The 16,926-nt window shown below is 60.9% G+C and carries 17 protein-coding genes and 1 other RNA gene; 14 read left to right on the top strand and 4 right to left on the bottom strand.

Going from position 1 to position 16,926, the window contains the following annotated elements; all coding sequences use genetic code 11:
- Nucleotides 1-64: 64 nt before the first annotated feature.
- The 5 genes from petA to BLU76_RS17895 all read left to right on the top strand — a co-directional run bounded on the left by petA (nucleotide 65) and on the right by BLU76_RS17895 (nucleotide 3,847).
- A complete protein-coding gene (gene petA, locus BLU76_RS17915; RefSeq protein WP_060740746.1) occupies nucleotides 65-658 on the top strand; it encodes a ubiquinol-cytochrome c reductase iron-sulfur subunit in 594 nt (197 codons plus the stop codon).
- Nucleotides 658-1,869, top strand: a complete 1,212-nt coding sequence (locus tag BLU76_RS17910; RefSeq protein ID WP_063324476.1) for a cytochrome b — start codon at nucleotides 658-660, stop codon at nucleotides 1,867-1,869. Before petA ends, BLU76_RS17910 begins: the two co-directional genes overlap by 1 nt.
- Entirely contained in the window at nucleotides 1,869-2,651 is a 783-nt protein-coding gene (locus BLU76_RS17905) for a cytochrome c1 (RefSeq protein ID WP_092223698.1), read from the top strand. The genes BLU76_RS17910 and BLU76_RS17905 overlap by 1 nt, the downstream gene beginning before the upstream one ends.
- A gap of 148 nt (nucleotides 2,652-2,799) precedes the next feature.
- Nucleotides 2,800-3,417 carry a glutathione S-transferase N-terminal domain-containing protein gene (locus BLU76_RS17900; RefSeq protein ID WP_003178195.1) on the top strand — a complete coding sequence of 206 codons (618 nt, stop codon included), beginning with the start codon at nucleotides 2,800-2,802 and terminating at the stop codon, nucleotides 3,415-3,417.
- A gap of 16 nt (nucleotides 3,418-3,433) precedes the next feature.
- Nucleotides 3,434-3,847 carry a ClpXP protease specificity-enhancing factor gene (locus tag BLU76_RS17895; RefSeq protein ID WP_053124982.1) on the top strand — a complete coding sequence of 138 codons (414 nt, stop codon included), beginning with the start codon at nucleotides 3,434-3,436 and terminating at the stop codon, nucleotides 3,845-3,847.
- 351 nt (nucleotides 3,848-4,198) lie between these two features.
- Here BLU76_RS17895 and BLU76_RS17890 read toward each other — a convergent pair whose 3' ends face one another.
- The 4 genes from BLU76_RS17890 to BLU76_RS17875 form a co-directional block, all read right to left on the bottom strand.
- The gene (locus tag BLU76_RS17890) at nucleotides 4,199-4,777 is read right to left on the bottom strand and encodes a BON domain-containing protein (RefSeq protein ID WP_003178201.1); all 579 of its coding nucleotides are present in this window, start codon (nucleotides 4,775-4,777) and stop codon (nucleotides 4,199-4,201) included.
- Nucleotides 4,774-5,367 (bottom strand): phosphoheptose isomerase, encoded by a 594-nt coding sequence (locus BLU76_RS17885; RefSeq protein WP_007928463.1) that lies wholly within the window; start codon nucleotides 5,365-5,367, stop codon nucleotides 4,774-4,776. The genes BLU76_RS17890 and BLU76_RS17885 overlap by 4 nt, the downstream gene beginning before the upstream one ends.
- 102 nt (nucleotides 5,368-5,469) lie before the next feature.
- The gene (locus BLU76_RS17880) at nucleotides 5,470-5,832 is read right to left on the bottom strand and encodes a YraN family protein (protein WP_063324478.1); all 363 of its coding nucleotides are present in this window, start codon (nucleotides 5,830-5,832) and stop codon (nucleotides 5,470-5,472) included.
- Nucleotides 5,832-7,643 (bottom strand): penicillin-binding protein activator, encoded by a 1,812-nt coding sequence (locus BLU76_RS17875; RefSeq protein WP_092223696.1) that lies wholly within the window; start codon nucleotides 7,641-7,643, stop codon nucleotides 5,832-5,834. Before BLU76_RS17875 ends, BLU76_RS17880 begins: the two co-directional genes overlap by 1 nt.
- A gap of 307 nt (nucleotides 7,644-7,950) precedes the next feature.
- Between BLU76_RS17875 and rsmI the strand changes: the two genes are divergently transcribed.
- From rsmI to mraY, 9 genes are all read left to right on the top strand, one after another.
- Nucleotides 7,951-8,856 carry a 16S rRNA (cytidine(1402)-2'-O)-methyltransferase gene (gene rsmI / locus BLU76_RS17870; protein ID WP_092223694.1) on the top strand — a complete coding sequence of 302 codons (906 nt, stop codon included), beginning with the start codon at nucleotides 7,951-7,953 and terminating at the stop codon, nucleotides 8,854-8,856.
- Between the two features lie 74 nt (nucleotides 8,857-8,930).
- Nucleotides 8,931-9,284, top strand: an RNA gene (rnpB, locus tag BLU76_RS17865) — RNase P RNA component class A.
- A gap of 308 nt (nucleotides 9,285-9,592) precedes the next feature.
- Nucleotides 9,593-10,048, top strand: coding sequence for a division/cell wall cluster transcriptional repressor MraZ (gene mraZ / locus BLU76_RS17860; protein WP_003205355.1), 456 nt, complete (start codon nucleotides 9,593-9,595; stop codon nucleotides 10,046-10,048).
- Nucleotides 10,045-10,992 carry a 16S rRNA (cytosine(1402)-N(4))-methyltransferase RsmH gene (gene rsmH, locus BLU76_RS17855; protein WP_003205354.1) on the top strand — a complete coding sequence of 316 codons (948 nt, stop codon included), beginning with the start codon at nucleotides 10,045-10,047 and terminating at the stop codon, nucleotides 10,990-10,992. The genes mraZ and rsmH overlap by 4 nt, the downstream gene beginning before the upstream one ends.
- The gene (gene ftsL / locus BLU76_RS17850) at nucleotides 10,989-11,282 is read left to right on the top strand and encodes a cell division protein FtsL (protein WP_072348519.1); all 294 of its coding nucleotides are present in this window, start codon (nucleotides 10,989-10,991) and stop codon (nucleotides 11,280-11,282) included. The genes rsmH and ftsL overlap by 4 nt, the downstream gene beginning before the upstream one ends.
- On the top strand, nucleotides 11,282-13,021 hold the full coding sequence (locus BLU76_RS17845; RefSeq protein ID WP_162893922.1) for a peptidoglycan D,D-transpeptidase FtsI family protein: 1,740 nt from the start codon (nucleotides 11,282-11,284) through the stop codon (nucleotides 13,019-13,021). Before ftsL ends, BLU76_RS17845 begins: the two co-directional genes overlap by 1 nt.
- Entirely contained in the window at nucleotides 13,021-14,484 is a 1,464-nt protein-coding gene (locus BLU76_RS17840; protein WP_092223692.1) for a UDP-N-acetylmuramoyl-L-alanyl-D-glutamate--2,6-diaminopimelate ligase, read from the top strand. The genes BLU76_RS17845 and BLU76_RS17840 overlap by 1 nt, the downstream gene beginning before the upstream one ends.
- Complete coding sequence (murF, locus tag BLU76_RS17835; protein ID WP_092223690.1) at nucleotides 14,477-15,844, top strand: UDP-N-acetylmuramoyl-tripeptide--D-alanyl-D-alanine ligase; 1,368 nt, start codon at nucleotides 14,477-14,479, stop codon at nucleotides 15,842-15,844. Before BLU76_RS17840 ends, murF begins: the two co-directional genes overlap by 8 nt.
- Nucleotides 15,844-16,926: a phospho-N-acetylmuramoyl-pentapeptide-transferase gene (mraY, locus tag BLU76_RS17830; RefSeq protein WP_063324484.1), complete on the top strand. Its 1,083-nt coding sequence runs from the start codon at nucleotides 15,844-15,846 to the stop codon at nucleotides 16,924-16,926. Before murF ends, mraY begins: the two co-directional genes overlap by 1 nt.

Raw genomic sequence — 16,926 nt, 5'->3', positions numbered from 1 at the left:
GTTCAGATTTTTACTTAGTAGACGCCTGATCTAACAGGCCACAAAGCTGATGGGAGAGGACTGAATGAGCAATGACGGCGTGAATGCAGGCCGGCGTCGCTTCCTGGTAGCAGCCACATCCGTGGTGGGTGCTGCAGGAGCGGTGGGGGCTGCGGTCCCGTTCGTGGGGTCATGGTTTCCCAGTGCCAAGGCGAAAGCCGCAGGTGCACCGGTGAAAGTGAATGTCAGCAAGATCGAGCCAGGCCAGCAGATGATTGCTGAGTGGCGCGGCCAGCCGGTATTCATCGTCCGCCGTACAGAGGAAATCCTGGGGAATCTGAAAAAGATCGAGGGTCAGTTGTCCGACCCGTCCTCCAAGAACTCTACGCAACCGACCTATGTCGACCCGCAGACGCGTTCGATCAAGCCAGAGGTCCTGCTGCTGATCGGGATCTGTACGCACCTGGGTTGCTCGCCAACGTTCCGCCCTGAAGTGGCGCCTGCCGACCTGGGCAAGGACTGGGTCGGTGGTTATTTCTGCCCTTGCCACGGCTCCCACTACGACCTGGCCGGTCGCGTCTACAAGTCGCAGCCTGCACCTCTGAACCTGCCAGTTCCCCCGCATTCCTATGAGACCGATGACATCATTGTCGTTGGCGTCGATACGGAGAAAGCGTGATGAGCAAATTCATGGATTGGGTTGATGCGCGCTTTCCCGCGACCAAAATGTGGGAAGACCATCTCAGCAAGTATTACGCTCCGAAGAACTTCAACTTCTTCTACTTCTTTGGCTCCCTGGCGCTGCTCGTTCTGGTCAACCAGATCGTCACCGGTGTCTGGCTGACCATGAGCTACACCCCGTCGGCGGAAGAAGCGTTTGCCTCCGTCGAATACATCATGCGCGACGTCGAGTACGGCTCGATCCTGCGTCTGCTGCACTCCACCGGCGCTTCGGCGTTCTTCATCGTGGTCTACCTGCACATGTTCCGTGGCTTGCTCTACGGTTCGTACCAGAAGCCTCGCGAGCTGGTGTGGGTCTTCGGCATGCTGATCTACCTGGCGCTGATGGCCGAGGCCTTCATGGGCTACCTGCTGCCGTGGGGCCAGATGTCCTACTGGGGTGCCCAGGTGATCATCTCGCTGTTCGGTGCGATCCCGGTCATCGGTGACGACCTGACCCAGTGGATTCGCGGTGACTACCTGATCTCGGGCATTACCCTGAACCGCTTCTTTGCCCTGCACGTGGTCGCCCTGCCGATCGTGATCCTTGGCCTGGTGGTTCTGCACATCCTGGCCTTGCACGAAGTCGGCTCGAACAACCCCGATGGCGTGGACATCAAGAAGCACAAGGACGAGAACGGCGTACCGCTGGATGGCATCGCCTTCCACCCGTACTACACCGTGAAAGATATCGTCGGCGTGGTGGTCTTCCTGTTCATCTTCTGTTCCATCGTGTTCTTCTTCCCGGAAATGGGTGGTTACTTCCTCGAGAAGCCGAACTTCGAGCAGGCGAACGCGTTCAAGACCCCTGAGCACATTGCCCCGGTCTGGTACTTCACGCCGTTCTACGCGATTTTGCGGGCGATCCCGGACAAGCTGATGGGCGTTATCGCCATGGGCGCGGCCATCGCAGTGCTGTTCGTCCTGCCGTGGCTGGACCGCAGCCCCGTCAAGTCGATGCGCTACAAAGGCTGGCTGAGCAAGATCTGGCTCGTGGTGTTCTGCATCTCGTTCGTGATCCTGGGTGTGTTGGGTGTGCTGGCGCCAACGCCGGGTCGGACGCTGCTGTCGCAGGTCTGCACCTTCCTGTACTTCGCCTACTTCATTCTGATGCCGTTCTACACAAGGCTCGAGAAGACCAAACCGGTTCCGGAAAGGGTGACTGGCTGATGAAAAAGCTATTTGCTGTACTGATTCTTGCTGCCATGCCTGTATTGTCCTTCGCGGCTGAACACGGTGGTCCAGAGCTGGAAAAGGTCGACATCGACGTTTCCGACAAAGCTGCCATGCAGGACGGCGCACGTACGTTCGCCAACTACTGCATGGGTTGCCACAGTGCCAAGTTCCAGCGCTACGAGCGTGTTGCCGATGACCTGGGCATTCCTCATGAAGTGATGCTCGAGAAACTGGTGTTCACCGGTGCCAAGCTGGGCGATCACATGACCATCGGCATGCAGCCTACGGATGCCAAGACCTGGTTCGGTGCCGCGCCGCCGGACCTGACCCTTGTCGCCCGTGTACGTGGGACTGACTGGCTTTATGGTTACCTGCGTTCGTTCTACGAAGATCCTGCGCGTCCATGGGGCGTGAACAACAAGGTCTTCCCGAACGTCGGCATGCCTAACGTACTGGTCGGCCTCCAGGGGCGCCAGGTGGTAGGCTGCAAACAGGTTCAGATCGTTGAGGGCGGTAAAAAGCAATTCGACCCGCTGACCGGCACTGCTTTGACTCATGAAGCCTGCGACCAGCTGACTGTATTGCCGAACACCGGCAGCCTGACGCCGGAGCAGTTCGACGAGAAGGTCAAGAACCTGGTGACCTTCCTGGCCTACTCGGCCAATCCGGTGAAGCTGGAGCATCAGCGCATCGGTACCTATGTATTGCTGTACCTGGCGTTCTTCTTCGTATTCGCGTACCTGCTCAAGCGTGAGTACTGGAAAGACGTGCATTGATAAAGCTGTAAGCCGTTGCTGTTAATCGTGCGCGCCCAAGGGCGTCTCTAATGTAACGAGCCTGGCCAGCCAGGTGTTACGGGAGACGCCCTCTGGGCGCGCTCGTTTTTCCGTTTTTCGATAATTTCAACAAGCGAGGAGGATCGCCATGGGCGTGACCAATCGGTTGGCCTGTTACTCCGACCCCGCCGACCACTATTCCCACCGGGTACGCATCGTACTGGCAGAGAAGGGTGTCAGCGCCGAGATCATTTACGTCGAAGCGGGCCGTCAGCCGCCGAAGCTGATCGAGGTGAACCCTTACGGCAGCCTGCCTACGCTGGTCGATCGTGACCTGGCATTGTGGGAGTCGACCGTGGTGATGGAATATCTGGATGAGCGTTATCCGCATCCGCCTTTGCTGCCGGTGTACCCTGTCGCGCGTGCCAATAGCCGTTTGCTGATCCATCGCATCCAGCGTGACTGGTGCGGGTTGGTGGATCTGATCCTGGATTCCCGGACCAAGGAGCCGGCGCGGGTCGTGGCACGCAAGGAATTGCGTGAAAGCCTGACGGGCGTATCGCCGCTATTCGTCGATAAGCCGTTTTTCCTCAGTGAGGAACAAAGTCTGGTGGATTGCTGCCTATTGCCCATACTCTGGCGTTTGCCGATTCTGGGTATCGAACTGCCGCGGCCTGCCAAGCCGCTGCTTGATTATATGGAGCGCCAATTCGCGCGTGAGGCTTTCCAGGCGAGTCTGTCTGGTGTCGAACGTGACATGCGCTAAGGCTTAGGGAGCCGCTATGAACTCCAGTCGACCTTATCTGGTCCGCGCGCTCTACGAGTGGATTGTGGACAATGATTGCACCCCGCACATGTTGGTCAATGCCGAATTTCCGTCGGTGCAGGTGCCGCAGGGTTTTGCCAATGATGGGCAGATTGTCCTGAACGTGTCGCCAGCCGCTGTGCGTCACCTGCACATGGATAATGACGCCGTCAGCTTTGAAGGGCGCTTCGGTGGTGTGCCGCACACCCTGTACGTGCCAGTTGCTGCGATTCTAGGGATTTATGCCCGGGAGAATGGCCAGGGCATGGTGTTTGAGCTGGAAGCGCCGTTGGACGGTGAAGAAGAGTTCGAGCCGGATGATGACCTGCCACCACCGGATGACGAGCCGCCGCGGCCTAGCGGTAGGCCTAGTCTTAAGGTGGTGAAGTAGCGGAGCGGGTGATCTGTTCGCTGTTCGCTGAGGAAAATGCCTGTGTCGTGAGATGTGGGCATTTTTTTTGGCTGCATTTATTGGTGGATTGGTGTGAATATCCGTTGCTGCGGTAACGGCTACTTATGGTTCCGCTCTTACAGCGGCTCACTTTTGAAAAGCGCAAAAGTAACCCGCCGTCAGGGCGGAACCCTAAGTGGCCGTTACCGCAGCAACGGATATACACCCAAAACCCGAAAATCCCGCCCATAAAAAAACGGCGCCTTCCCACCCTGGAAGAAGCGCCGTTTTCTTAAATGATCAACATGACCAACAAGCTGCGTCTCACAAAGCCCGCAACCGAACCACCCCTTAGTCGATGTATTCAAACAACTTGACGATCTTCTGCACCCCGGACACACCCTGCACCAGGTTGGTCGCCTGGGCGGCCTCTTTCTTGGTCAGCAAACCCAGCAGATAAACGATGCCATTCTCGGTCACAACCTTGATGCGCGAGCCAGGAATGCTGGCGTCGGTGAGCATCTGGGTCTTGATCTTGGTGGTCAGCCACGCATCGTTCTGGCGCGCCAGCAGCGAGGAGGGCTGCAGGACTTGCAACTCGTTATGCACGGTCTTGACCCGCTGTACGGCGCTGGCTTCCTGTTCGGCCTTGGCCTTGAGGTCGGCGCGCGGGGTTTGGCCGGCGAGTAGCACGACACCGTTGAAGCTGGTGACGACGATGTGCGAGTTGTTGTCCAGGTCCGGGTCGGCCTTGGCGATGTTCACTCCCACTTTGGTTTCGATCAGGGAGTCGTCGATCTTGCTGCCGAAGGTGCGGGTGCCGCGGTCATCTTCAATCGGCTTTTCCCGGCTGGCGTTAACTACCGATGTGCAGCCGCTGATGCCGAGGCACAGGGTCAGGGCCAGAAGGCCTAGGCGATTAGGGGTCATTCTTCACTCCCGAACAGTTGGCTGTCGATCAAGTCGCAAAGGCAGTGGATCGCCAGCAGGTGGACTTCCTGGATACGTGCGGTGACATTGGCCGGTACGCGGATCTCGACGTCTTCTGGCAATAGCAGGGACGCCATGCCGCCGCCGTCACGACCGGTCAATGCTACGACAATCATTTCGCGATCATGTGCGGCCTGGATCGCTTGAATAATATTGGCCGAGTTGCCGCTGGTGGAAATCGCCAGCAGCACATCGCCGGGTTGGCCCAGGGCGCGGATCTGTTTGGAGAATACCTCGTTGTAGCTGTAGTCGTTGGCGATCGAGGTGATCGTCGAGCTGTCGGTGGTCAGGGCGATCGCCGGCAGGCTCGGGCGTTCGCGTTCGAAGCGGTTGAGCAGTTCCGAAGAGAAGTGCTGGGCGTCGCCGGCCGAGCCGCCATTGCCGCACGAAAGCATCTTGCCCTCGTTGAGCAGGGCGTTGACCATCACTTGGCTGGCTTGCTCGATGTGCGGTGCAAGTACGTCCATCGCCTGTTGCTTGGTGTCGATACTGGCCTGAAAAAGCTGGCGAATTCGCGATTGCATGTCCATCTGTGTGACCTTAAGTAGCGCGGCTTATCGGCACAAACATGTGCGGCGCGCAAAGCAAAGAGCAAAAAAGTTAGGTGAAGGTGTCCGGCTCGGCATGGGCGCTCAACTGTCGAAGGCGTTCTGCAGCCAGTTCAGCTGGGCGGCGTTGCTGTCGATGGCAACCACGTCGAAGCGGCAGGGATGATCGGCCCAGCGAGGCTCGCTTTGCAGAAAATACTGTGCGGCCAAAACCAGCTTCTGGCGCTTGCGCTCGTCAATGCTGTCGAGCGCGCCACCCCATTGAGTATTTTTTCTGTAGCGGACTTCGACGAATACTACTGTATCGCCGTCAAGCATGACCAGATCAAGCTCGCCGCGTTTGCACAACCAGTTCTGCGCCACCAGCCGCAGGCCGTGTTGCTGGAGATGCGCGAGGGCCTGGCCCTCGGCATCCCGTCCGCTTTGCTGGCGTGATCGGTCGGGCATCAGCGCTGGGTATCCGGCAGGCGCTGCACCTGGCCGTTGAGGAACTCGGCCCAAGGCAGTTGACGCTGTACGCGCTGGGTTGGAGACACTGCCAGGCTGCCCGACAGGCCTTCGATGCGGCTGTCCGGCAGCGTCTTGAGCTGGCCCAGGCGCGGTGCCAGGCGATAGGCATCCGCGCCCATCGCGTACAGCCGCCCCAGGCTGCCGCCTGCCTGGGGCCACTGGGCGGTGACCTGCTTGCGCAGCGGGTCATTGGCGTCGAGCAGCCACGGGGTTTCGCAGAAGCGGATGCCGCTCATGTCGTTGTACTGGTTCTGGTCGCCGCTGGCGCTGAACACTGAAGAAGTGGCGTAGACCGGCACATCACCTGCGTACTGGAAGTTCAGGGTGGGCTTGATCTGCTGGGCCTGTTGCGGCGTCGAGGCCAGGAAGATGAACTCGATGTCCTGGCGACGGGACGGCTGGGCTGCGACCGTGGTGCCAACGGTGCTTTGCAGGCTCTTGGCGCGACCTTCGCTCTGGCGCAGCTGGAACATGTCGGCGATCTGCTGGGCCAGTTGGACCGGCTGGTCGACCCGTTCGATTGCGATGATGGTGCCGCCATTGGCCTGCCAGTCCTGGCTGAAGGCTTTCAGGACGCGATCGCCCCATTCACCCTTCGGTACCATGGCGGCGGCACGATGCAGGCCGTCGGCGCGGGCGCGACGGGAGACTTCGCGGGCTTCATCCTCGGGTGCCAGGCCGAACTGGAACAGTTGCGGCGGCCCTTGTTCTCCTTCGCTGTAGTTCAGCGCCAGGGTGGTGATCGGCAGTTGCGGGCGGGTGCTGATCTGCTTGACCAGTGGTTTTTCCAGCGGTCCGACTACCAGTTGCACGCCGTCGGCCTGGGCCTTGCGATAGAACTCGTCCATGGAGGTCAGGCTGGAACTGTCATAGAACTGGATGCTTGGCGGCTTCTGGCCGGCCTGTTGGGCCTGGTAGTGCGCGGCCATGAAGCCCTCACGCAAGGCCTTGGCAACCGCAGCCAGCGGGCCATTTTGTGGCAGCAGCAGGGCAATCTTGCTCAACGGCTGGCTCGCCAGTTCCTTGAGCTTGACCAGTGGTGTCGGCAGTTGCAGGGCGGCGGGGTGTTTCGGGTTCTGTTCGCGCCAGTGGTCGATCGCCGCCTGCTGTTGTTCCAGGGTGCCGGCGGTCTTGACGGCCTGGGCCAGGCTCAGCCAGCCGCCAAGGTCGTCGTTGGAGCTTGGCTGCAACTGGTCGGTGGGCAGCGAGGCGATCAACGACCAGATGGATTCGTGGTTTTTTGCCGCAGCGTCGTTTTCCAGCAGGGGTGCGATGAAAATGCGCTCCTTGGCGGCGGCCAGGGTCTGGCCATCGGCCTCCAGGGCACGGGCGCGGACGGTACCGGTACGGACCTGCTGCTCCACCGGCATTTCGCTCAGGTGTTGCAGGCTTGGGTGGGCCAGGGCGGTCAGTGCCGCCTTGGGCTGGTTGCGGGTCATCGCCAGTTCAGCCGACAGCGTGCTGGCGAAAATCTGCTGGCCGGGCTTGAGTTGTTCCATCGGCACTTGTTGCAGGATCTGTGCGGACTGGCCGGCATTGCCCTGGCGGTAGGCCAGGTCGGCAGCGCTCAGGCGCAGCAGGGCGGCTTTTTCCGGATTTTTGCTTTGGGTGGCCTGTTCGAGCAACTGCTCGATACTGGCATCCGGGGTGCGTGGAAGTTCGCCAAGGCTGGACGAGGGCGAGCTGGCGCAGGCCGCCAGGAGGGCAGCGAGGCAGAGGGCGGAGAGCAGCCGCAGGCAAGCGATCATGTAAGTGTTCCTGATACGAGATCAAATTAGCGTCGAATTGTACCCAAGCGCTGGCCGGGGCGCGATGTTAGTGGTGTGAATCGATCAATTTAGGTATTGCAGAGAGTGCGGCACAGCACAAAGGCACTGCCCTCCGTGGCGAGGGAGCTTGCTCCCGCTGGGCTGCGCAGCAGCCCCAAACCCATTCAACACGGTATATCCGGGGGGGCGGCTGGCAGATTTTACGGCTGCTGCGCAGCCGAGCGGGAGCAAGCTCCCTCGCCACAATGGCTGATGTGAACAGCCGAGACGGCCTGCACACGCTACAATGGCGGTTTTTACCGATCATGAGGTGTGTGTCTTGACTGCTCCAGGTGCTTTGAATTCCGCTGCCGGCGCGCTTTATGTGGTGGCGACGCCCATCGGCAACCTGGACGATATCAGTGCCCGTGCGCTGAAAATCCTGCAAGAGGTTGCCCTTATCGCAGCCGAAGACACCCGTCATTCCCAGCGCCTGCTGCAGCATTTCGGCATTTCCACGCCGTTGGCGGCCTGTCATGAACACAATGAGCGGGATGAGGGCAGTCGTTTCATTACCCGGCTGTTGGCGGGCGATAACGTCGCGCTGATTTCCGATGCCGGTACGCCGCTGATTTCCGACCCCGGCTATCATCTGGTGCGTCAGGCTCGGGCGGCGGGCATCCGCGTGGTGCCGGTGCCGGGCGCTTGTGCATTGATCGCGGCGCTGTCGGCGGCGGGCCTGCCCTCGGACCGTTTCATCTTCGAAGGTTTCCTGCCGGCCAAGGCGGTGGGGCGTCGGGCGCGCCTGGAGGCTATAAAGGAAGAACCGCGCACGCTGATCTTTTATGAGGCGCCGCACCGCATTCTGGAATGCCTGCAAGACATGGAACTGGTGTTCGGCGCCGAGCGCCCGGCGCTGCTGGCTCGCGAGTTGACCAAGACCTTCGAAACCCTCAAGGGGTTGCCGTTGGCGCAGTTGCGAGCCTTCGTCGAAAGCGACAGCAACCAGCAGCGCGGCGAGTGTGTCGTGCTGGTGGCCGGGTGGACAGCCCCGGAAAGTGAAGACGCTGTCAGCAGCGAAGCGATGCGCGTCCTGAACCTGCTACTCGAGGAAATGCCGCTCAAGCGTGCCGCGGCCCTTGCGGCGCAAATCACTGGCGAGCGCAAGAATGTGCTGTACCAGGTCGCACTGGAAAAACAGAAAGGCCAGTGAAACCAAGGCGTGGGTCTGGCCCAAGGCTTTTAGCGCTTGTTCTTCAAGCGCTCTACCGTTAACCTTCGCGGCGGAGAGTCGATCGGACAGTCGCTGCCCTCTATGAGAATTAGGGGGGGGAGGAAAGTCCGGGCTCCATAGGGCGAAGTGCCAGGTAATGCCTGGGAGGCGTGAGCCTACGGAAAGTGCCACAGAAAATAACCGCCTAAGCGCTTCGGCGCCGGTAAGGGTGAAAAGGTGCGGTAAGAGCGCACCGCACGGCTGGCAACAGTTCGTGGCTAGGTAAACCCCACTTGGAGCAAGACCAAATAGGGTCCCAAGGCGTGGCCCGCGCTGGGACCGGGTAGGTTGCTAAAGATGTCCAGTGATGGCCATCGTAGACGAATGACTGTTCAAGACAGAACCCGGCTTACAGATCGACTCTCCACCTTTTCCCTTCCTGCTGGAATCACTGGCAGACGCAGTTCCTAATACCAAAAAAATCTTACTCTTAACAAATCACTTTAACTTGTGCGCGCAGCCTCCTGTGCTTCCTCGGGTTGAGGTGAAATTTCCTACGTCAGATTCTTGTTACCCCTCCTGAAACGCTCCTAAATCTCCGATCTATAAGGCTTTTCCTTCAATCCGCGCCTTGACGGTGCGGTGGGCGCATTCCTATAGTGTGCGCAAGTGGCGGAAAGTGGCATGAAGTGGGTTTTTCTGAAGGTAAAACGCCAAAAAGTGGAGAAACGCAGACGTGTTTCGCGGAGCTAACGCTATCAGTCTCGATGCAAAAGGCCGTCTCGCCATGCCGAGCCGGTATCGTGACGAGCTCGTTTCGCGAAGTTCGGGGCAGTTAATCGTCACGATCGACGCCGTTGATCCATGTTTGTGTGTTTACCCTCTTGATGAGTGGGAAATCATCGAAACCAAACTGCGCGCACTGCCTTCGTTGCGTGAAGAAAACCGCCGTTTGCAACGTTTGCTGATCGGCAATGCCGTCGACCTCGAACTCGATGGCAGCGGTCGTTTCCTGGTTCCGCCGCGCCTGCGCGAATACGCCAAGCTGGACAAGCGCGCGATGCTGGTAGGCCAACTGAACAAGTTCCAGCTGTGGGACGAAGATGCCTGGAATGCGGTTTCTGCCGCCGACCTCGCTGCTATTCAACAACCGGGCGCCATGCCTGATGAACTGCGTGATTTGATCCTGTGACTATTGATAGCGGCTTTAACCACATCACCGTACTGCTTGACGAAGCCGTCGAGGCTCTCGCCGTACGTCCTGATGGCTGCTATCTGGACGGCACATTCGGGCGTGGCGGACACAGCCGGTTGATTCTCAGCAAGCTCGGTCCGGGTGGCCGGTTGCTGGGGTTCGACAAGGATCCTCAAGCGATTGCCACCGGGCAAGCGCTGGCGGCCGAAGACGGCCGCTTTGTCATTGTGCAACGCAGTTTTGCCGAGCTGGCTTCGGAAGTCGCCGAGCGTGGCCTGGCCGGCAAGGTCAGTGGCGTGCTGCTCGACCTGGGCGTGTCTTCGCCCCAACTGGACGACCCGGAGCGCGGTTTCAGTTTCCTCAATGACGGCCCGCTGGACATGCGCATGGATCCGTCCCGTGGCATCAGTGCCGCCGAATTCGTCAATACCGCCCCGGTGGAAGAAATCGCCCGTGTCTTCAAGGAATACGGCGAAGAGCGTTTCTCCGGCCGCATGGCCCGCGCCGTGGTCGAACGCCGCGACATCAAGCCATTCGAGCGCACCGGCGACCTGGCCGAGGTGCTGAAAGTGGCCAATCCGGCCTGGGAAAAGGGCAAGAACCCGGCGACTCGTGCGTTCCAGGGCTTGCGCATCCACGTCAATAACGAGTTGGGCGATCTGGAAGTCGGTCTCGAAGCGGCGCTTGAAGCGCTGGAGATCGGCGGTCGGCTGGTGGTGATCAGCTTCCATTCCCTGGAAGACCGTATCGTCAAGCTGTTCATGCGCAAACTCACCAAGGGTGAAGCCGATAACCTGCCGCGCAACCTGCCGGTGCGTTTCGAAGCCTTCGTGCCAAAAATCAAGATCCATGGCAAAGCGCAGTTCGCCTCCGAGGCTGAACTCAAGGCCAACCCACGTGCCCGTAGCGCCGTCATGCGCGTCGCGGAGAAGTTGCGGTGAGCAAGCTCTTCGCCAAGCCCCTGCCCGGCGGCAGCTTTTTCATGCTGCTGCTGTTTATCGGCGTGCTCGTGTCGGCCATCGCCGTGTCCTATAGTGCGCACTGGAACCGCCAGCTTCTCAATTCCCTTTACAACGAGCTGAGCGTGCGTGACAAGGCGCAGGCCGAGTGGGGCCGGTTGATCCTGGAGCAGAGCACCTGGACTGCCCATAGCCGTATCGAAGTGTTGGCCACCGAACAGCTGAAAATGCGCATTCCCGGCGCTGCCGAAGTGCAGATGGTGGCGCCATGATGAAACTCGAAGGGGCGCTGTTCCCGTGGCGGTTTCGTCTGGTCCTGGGCTTGCTCGGGATCATGGTGGCGGCGATTTCGTGGCGCATCATCGACCTGCAAGTCGTCGACCGTGATTTCCTCAAGGGGCAGGGCGATGCGCGCAGCGTGCGGCATATTCCGATCCCGGCTCACCGTGGCTTGATCACCGACCGCAATGGCGAACCCCTGGCCGTGAGCACCCCGGTGACCACCTTGTGGGCCAACGCCAAGGAAATGCAGCTGGCCAAGGAAAAATGGCCGGCACTGGCCGCTGCCCTCGGGCAGGATCCCAAGGCCCTGGCCGAGCGCCTCGAAGCCCAGGCCAACAAGGAATTCATTTATCTGGTGCGCGGCTTGACCCCCGAACAGGGCCAGAGCGTGCTCGATCTGAAAGTACCTGGTGTCTACGGCATCGAAGAGTTCCGGCGTTTCTATCCGGCCGGTGAAGTCACGGCCCATATGGTCGGGTTTACCGACATTGATGACCGAGGGCGCGAAGGTGTCGAACTGGCCTATGACGAATGGCTCGCCGGGGTCGCCGGCAAGCGCCAAGTCATCAAGGATCGGCGCGGTAGGCTGATCAAGGATGTCCAAGTCACCAAAAACGCCAAGGCCGGCAAGCCCTTGGCGTTGTCCATTGACCTGCGCCTGCAATACCTGGCCAACCGTGAACTGCGCAATGCCATCGTCGAGAACGGTGCCAAGGCCGGCAGCCTGGTGATCATGGACGTGAAGACCGGCGAGATCCTGGCGATGGTCAACCAGCCGACCTACAACCCGAACAACCGTCGCAACCTGCAACCGGCGATGATGCGCAACCGCGCGATGATCGACGTGTTCGAGCCCGGTTCGACCATGAAAGCCGTGTCCATGGCCGCCGCCCTGGAAACCGGGCGCTGGAAACCAAGCGACACCGTCGAGGTGTACCCGGGCACCCTGCAGATCGGCAAGTACACCATTCGTGACGTGTCCAAGACCGAAGGCCCGGTGCTCGACCTGACCGGCATCCTGATCAACTCCAGTAACGTGGGCATGAGCAAGATCGCCTTCGATATCGGCGGCGAGACGATTTATCGCCTGGCCCAGAAAATCGGCCTCGGCCAGGACACCGGCCTGGGCTTCCCGGGCGAGCGTGTCGGCAACCTGCCGAACTACCGGGACTGGCGCAAGGCTGAAACCGCTACGTTGTCCTACGGCTACGGCGTTTCCGTGACCGCGATCCAACTGGTCCACGCGTTCTCCGCGTTGGCGAACAACGGGCGTATCGCCCCGCTGACCCTGATCAAGACCGACAAGGCGCCGCAGACCACCCAGGTGATCCCGGAGAACGTCGCCAAGACCATGCAGGGCATGCTGCAACAGGTGATCGAGGCCCCGCGCGGTGTCTATCGCGCCCAGGTGCCGGCCTATCACGTGGCAGGTAAATCGGGTACCGCCCGTAAAACCTCCGTGGGCACTAAAGGCTACGCCGAGAATTCCTACCGTTCGCTGTTTGCCGGCTTCGGCCCGATGAGCGACCCGCGCTACGCCATCGTTGTGGTCATCGATGAGCCGAGCAAGGCGGGCTACTTCGGTGGCCTGGTCTCGGCACCGGTGTTCAGCAAAGTGATGTCCGGCACCCTGCGCCTGATGAACATTACCCCGGATAACCTGCCGCCGACCCAGCAAGCCAATACCGCACCGGTCGTGCCCTTGAAAGCCGAAGGAGGGCGTGGCTGATGTCCCTGAGCCTGAACAAGATTTTCGCCCACGCCGGTCACGATCTGCTGATTCGCGAACTGGCCCTGGACAGCCGCAATGTCCGCGCCGGGGACTTGTTCCTGGCGGTGCCGGGTGCCCGTTTCGATGGCCGTGCCCATATCGCCGATGCCTTGAAGCGTGGCGCGGCTGCCGTGGCGTATGAAGTGCAAGGCGCGACCGTGCTGCCGATCACCGACGTTCCGCTGATTCCGGTCAAGGGCCTGGCGGCCCAGTTGTCGGACATCGCTGGGCGTTTCTATGGCGACCCGAGCCGTCACCTGAACCTGGTGGGTGTGACCGGTACCAACGGCAAGACCAGCGTGACCCAACTGGTGGCCCAGGCCCTGGACCTGCTCGGCCAGCATTGCGGCATCGTCGGGACCCTGGGCAACGGCTTTCACGGCGCGCTGGAAAGTGGCCTGCACACCACGCCGAACCCGATTGCCGTGCAAGCGACCCTGGCGGACCTGAAGAAAGCCGGTGCCAAGGCCGTTGCGATGGAAGTCTCTTCCCATGGCTTGGACCAGGGCCGTGTGACCGCGCTGGCGTTCGATGTCGCGGTGTTGACCAACCTGTCCCGGGATCACCTGGATTACCACGGCACCATGCAGGCCTACGGTGAGGCCAAGGCCAAGCTGTTTGCCTGGAATGACCTGAAGTGCCGGGTCATCAACCTCGATGACGAATTCGGTCGGCAACTGGCTGCCGAAAAGCGCGAGTCGCGATTGATTACCTACAGCCTGGAAGATGCCAGCGCCTACCTTTATGTACGCCAGGCGCAATTCAATGACGAAGGCGTGCGCGCCACGCTGGTCACGCCCCAGGGCGAGCACCACTTGCGCAGCACTTTGCTTGGCCGCTTCAACCTGAGCAACGTATTGGCGGCCATCGGCGCCTTGCTCGGCCTGGACTACGCGCTGGACGAAATTCTCAAGGTCTTGCCGAAGCTCGAGGGCCCGGCCGGTCGCATGCAGCGTTTGGGCGGTGGGACTCAACCACTGGTTGTGGTCGATTACGCCCATACGCCTGACGCGTTGGAAAAAGTTCTCACGGCCCTGCGTCCTCACGCCAAGGGCAGGTTGCTGTGCCTGTTTGGCTGCGGTGGCGATCGTGACCGCGGCAAACGCCCACTGATGGCTGAAGTCGTGGAGCGGTTGGCAGACGGCGTGCTGGTCACCGACGACAACCCTCGTACCGAAGATCCGCAGCGGATTTTCGACGACATCCGCGCCGGTTTTACGGCTGTGGATAACGTCACCTTCGTCGCCGGCCGCGGTCAGGCCATTGCCCAGTTGATCGCCAGCGCCTCGGCGGACGATGTCATCGTCCTGGCCGGCAAGGGCCATGAGGATTATCAGGAAATCAACGGCGAACGCCATGCGTTCTCCGACCTGGTGGAAGCCGATCATGCCCTGACCGCGTGGGAGGTGGCTCATGCTTAAGGCCCTGAAGCTCAGCGAACTGACCAACGCCCTGAACGGGCGCCTCATCGCGGCGGACGCCAGCTTCGACGGCGTCAGCATCGACAGCCGGGCCATTGCTCCGGGGCAGCTGTTCGTCGCCCTGGCCGGACCGCGTTTCGACGGCCACGATTACTTGAACGAAGTCGCCGCCAAAGGCGCGGTCGCGGCACTGGTCGAGCGGGAAGTGACCAACAGTACGCTGCCGCAGTTGCTGGTCGCTGACACCCGTCAGGCCCTGGGCCAACTGGGCGCGTTGAACCGCGCCGGGTTTGACAAGCCGGTGGCGGCCATCACCGGCTCCAGCGGCAAGACCACCGTCAAGGAAATGCTCGCCAGCATCCTGCGCACGCGCGGTCTGGTGCTGGCGACCCGTGGCAACCTGAACAATGACCTCGGCGTGCCACTGACCTTGCTGGAACTGGCGCCGGAACACAGCGCCGCTGTCATCGAGCTGGGGGCTTCGCGGCTCGGCGAGATTGCCTACACCGTGGCCATGACCAAGCCTCATGTGGCGGTGCTCAACAACGCCGGGACTGCTCACGTCGGCGAGTTCGGCGGCCCGGAAAAAATCGTCGAGGCCAAGGGCGAGATCATCGAAGGGCTGGATGCCGATGGCGTCGCTGTGCTGAATCTCGACGACAAGGCCTTCGAAATCTGGAAGACCCGGGCGGGCGAGCGCAAGGTGCTGACTTTTGCCCTGAGCAACCTCGCCGCGAATTTCTACGCCAGCGACCTGGACCGCGATGCCCGCGGTTGCCCGGCCTTCAACCTGCACAGCCCGGATGGCGCCGAGCGGGTGCAATTGAACCTGCTCGGCACGCATAACGTTGCCAACGCCCTGGCCGCGGCGGCTGCCGCCCATGCGCTGGGCGTGTCGCTGCCGGGCATTGTCGCCGGGCTGAACGCCGTGCAGCCGGTCAAGGGGCGCTCTGTTGCGCAACTGGCCAGTAATGGCATGCGCGTGATCGACGACACCTATAACGCCAACCCGTCGTCCATGTGCGCAGCCGTGGATATCCTCGCCGGTTTCTCCGGCCGTACCGTATTGGTGCTGGGGGATATCGGTGAGCTGGGCGAGTGGGCGCAACAGGGGCATCACGATGTCGGTGCCTATGCGCGCGGCAAGGTCGACGCGCTGTATGCGGTCGGTCCGATGATGGCCCATGCGGTCGCCGCGTTTGGCGAGCATGCACGGCATTTCACCACTCAGGCCGAGCTGATCCAGGCCCTGGGCGCCGAGCAGGATCCGAACACCACCTTATTGATCAAGGGCTCACGCAGCGCAGCGATGGAAAACATCGTCGCGGCGCTGTGCGGCGCCTCCACGGAGAAACATTAATGCTGCTGCTGCTAGCGGAGTACCTGCAACAGTTCCACAAAGGCTTCGCGGTCTTCCAGTACCTGACCCTGCGCGGGATCCTGGGTGTGCTGACCGCGCTGTCGTTGTCGCTGTTCCTGGGCCCGTGGATGATCCGCACTCTGCAGAACCTGCAAATCGGCCAGTCGGTTCGTAACGATGGCCCGCAATCGCACCTGTCCAAATCCGGCACCCCGACCATGGGCGGCGCGCTGATCCTGTCGTCCATCGGCATCAGCACCCTGCTCTGGGCCGACCTGGCGAACCGGTATGTCTGGGTCGTGCTGTTGGTGACCTTGTTCTTCGGGGCCATCGGCTGGGTTGACGACTACCGCAAGGTCATCGAGAAGAACTCCCGTGGGCTGCCAAGCCGCTGGAAGTATTTCTGGCAGTCGGTGTTCGGCCTCGGCGCGGCGATCTTCCTTTATATGACCGCTGCTTCGCCGGTGGAGACCACCCTGATCCTGCCGATGCTCAAGGACTACAGCATTCCGCTGGGCGCAGGTTTCATCGTGCTGACCTACTTGGTGATTGTCGGTTCGAGCAACGCGGTCAACCTCACCGACGGCCTCGATGGCCTGGCGATCATGCCTACGGTCATGGTCGGCGGCGCCCTGGGGATCTTCTGCTACCTGTCGGGTAACGTGAAATTCGCTGAATACCTGCTGATCCCTTATGTACCGGGGGCGGGTGAACTGATCGTGTTCTGCGGCGCGCTGATCGGTGCCGGCCTGGGCTTCCTGTGGTTCAACACCTACCCGGCACAAGTCTTCATGGGAGACGTCGGCGCGCTGGCGCTGGGCGCGGCCCTGGGCACCATCGCGGTCATCGTTCGCCAGGAAATCGTCCTGTTCATCATGGGCGGTGTGTTCGTGATGGAGACCCTGTCAGTCGTCATTCAGGTTGCTTCCTTTAAATTGACCGGCCGCCGCGTATTCCGCATGGCGCCGATCCACCACCACTTTGAACTCAAGGGCTGGCCCGAGCCGCGTGTGATCGTCCGTTTCTGGATCATCACCGTGATTCTGGTACTGGTCGGCCTTGCCACCCTGAAGCTGAGGTAG

This window comes from Pseudomonas sp. NFACC08-1 (assembly GCF_900106735.1).
Taxonomy (GTDB): Bacteria; Pseudomonadota; Gammaproteobacteria; order Pseudomonadales; family Pseudomonadaceae; genus Aquipseudomonas; species Aquipseudomonas fluorescens_Q.
The sequence above is the reverse complement of the archived record's forward strand: the minus strand, read 5'-3'. Positions and strand labels throughout refer to the sequence as shown.

What these genes read in the sequence shown, in the direction of transcription:
- petA (WP_060740746.1), top strand. Translation starts at nt 65, where the DNA reads ATGAGCAATGACGGCGTGAATGCAGGCCGGCGTCGCTTCCTGGTAGCA.
- BLU76_RS17910 (WP_063324476.1), top strand. Translation starts at nt 658, where the DNA reads ATGAGCAAATTCATGGATTGGGTTGATGCGCGCTTTCCCGCGACCAAA.
- BLU76_RS17905 (WP_092223698.1), top strand. Translation starts at nt 1,869, where the DNA reads ATGAAAAAGCTATTTGCTGTACTGATTCTTGCTGCCATGCCTGTATTG.
- BLU76_RS17900 (WP_003178195.1), top strand. Translation starts at nt 2,800, where the DNA reads ATGGGCGTGACCAATCGGTTGGCCTGTTACTCCGACCCCGCCGACCAC.
- BLU76_RS17895 (WP_053124982.1), top strand. Translation starts at nt 3,434, where the DNA reads ATGAACTCCAGTCGACCTTATCTGGTCCGCGCGCTCTACGAGTGGATT.
- BLU76_RS17890 (WP_003178201.1), bottom strand. Translation starts at nt 4,777, where the DNA reads ATGACCCCTAATCGCCTAGGCCTTCTGGCCCTGACCCTGTGCCTCGGC.
- BLU76_RS17885 (WP_007928463.1), bottom strand. Translation starts at nt 5,367, where the DNA reads ATGGACATGCAATCGCGAATTCGCCAGCTTTTTCAGGCCAGTATCGAC.
- BLU76_RS17880 (WP_063324478.1), bottom strand. Translation starts at nt 5,832, where the DNA reads ATGCCCGACCGATCACGCCAGCAAAGCGGACGGGATGCCGAGGGCCAG.
- BLU76_RS17875 (WP_092223696.1), bottom strand. Translation starts at nt 7,643, where the DNA reads ATGATCGCTTGCCTGCGGCTGCTCTCCGCCCTCTGCCTCGCTGCCCTC.
- rsmI (WP_092223694.1), top strand. Translation starts at nt 7,951, where the DNA reads ATGGCGGTTTTTACCGATCATGAGGTGTGTGTCTTGACTGCTCCAGGT.
- BLU76_RS17845 (WP_162893922.1), top strand. Translation starts at nt 11,282, where the DNA reads ATGAAACTCGAAGGGGCGCTGTTCCCGTGGCGGTTTCGTCTGGTCCTG.
- BLU76_RS17840 (WP_092223692.1), top strand. Translation starts at nt 13,021, where the DNA reads ATGTCCCTGAGCCTGAACAAGATTTTCGCCCACGCCGGTCACGATCTG.
- murF (WP_092223690.1), top strand. Translation starts at nt 14,477, where the DNA reads ATGCTTAAGGCCCTGAAGCTCAGCGAACTGACCAACGCCCTGAACGGG.
- mraY (WP_063324484.1), top strand. Translation starts at nt 15,844, where the DNA reads ATGCTGCTGCTGCTAGCGGAGTACCTGCAACAGTTCCACAAAGGCTTC.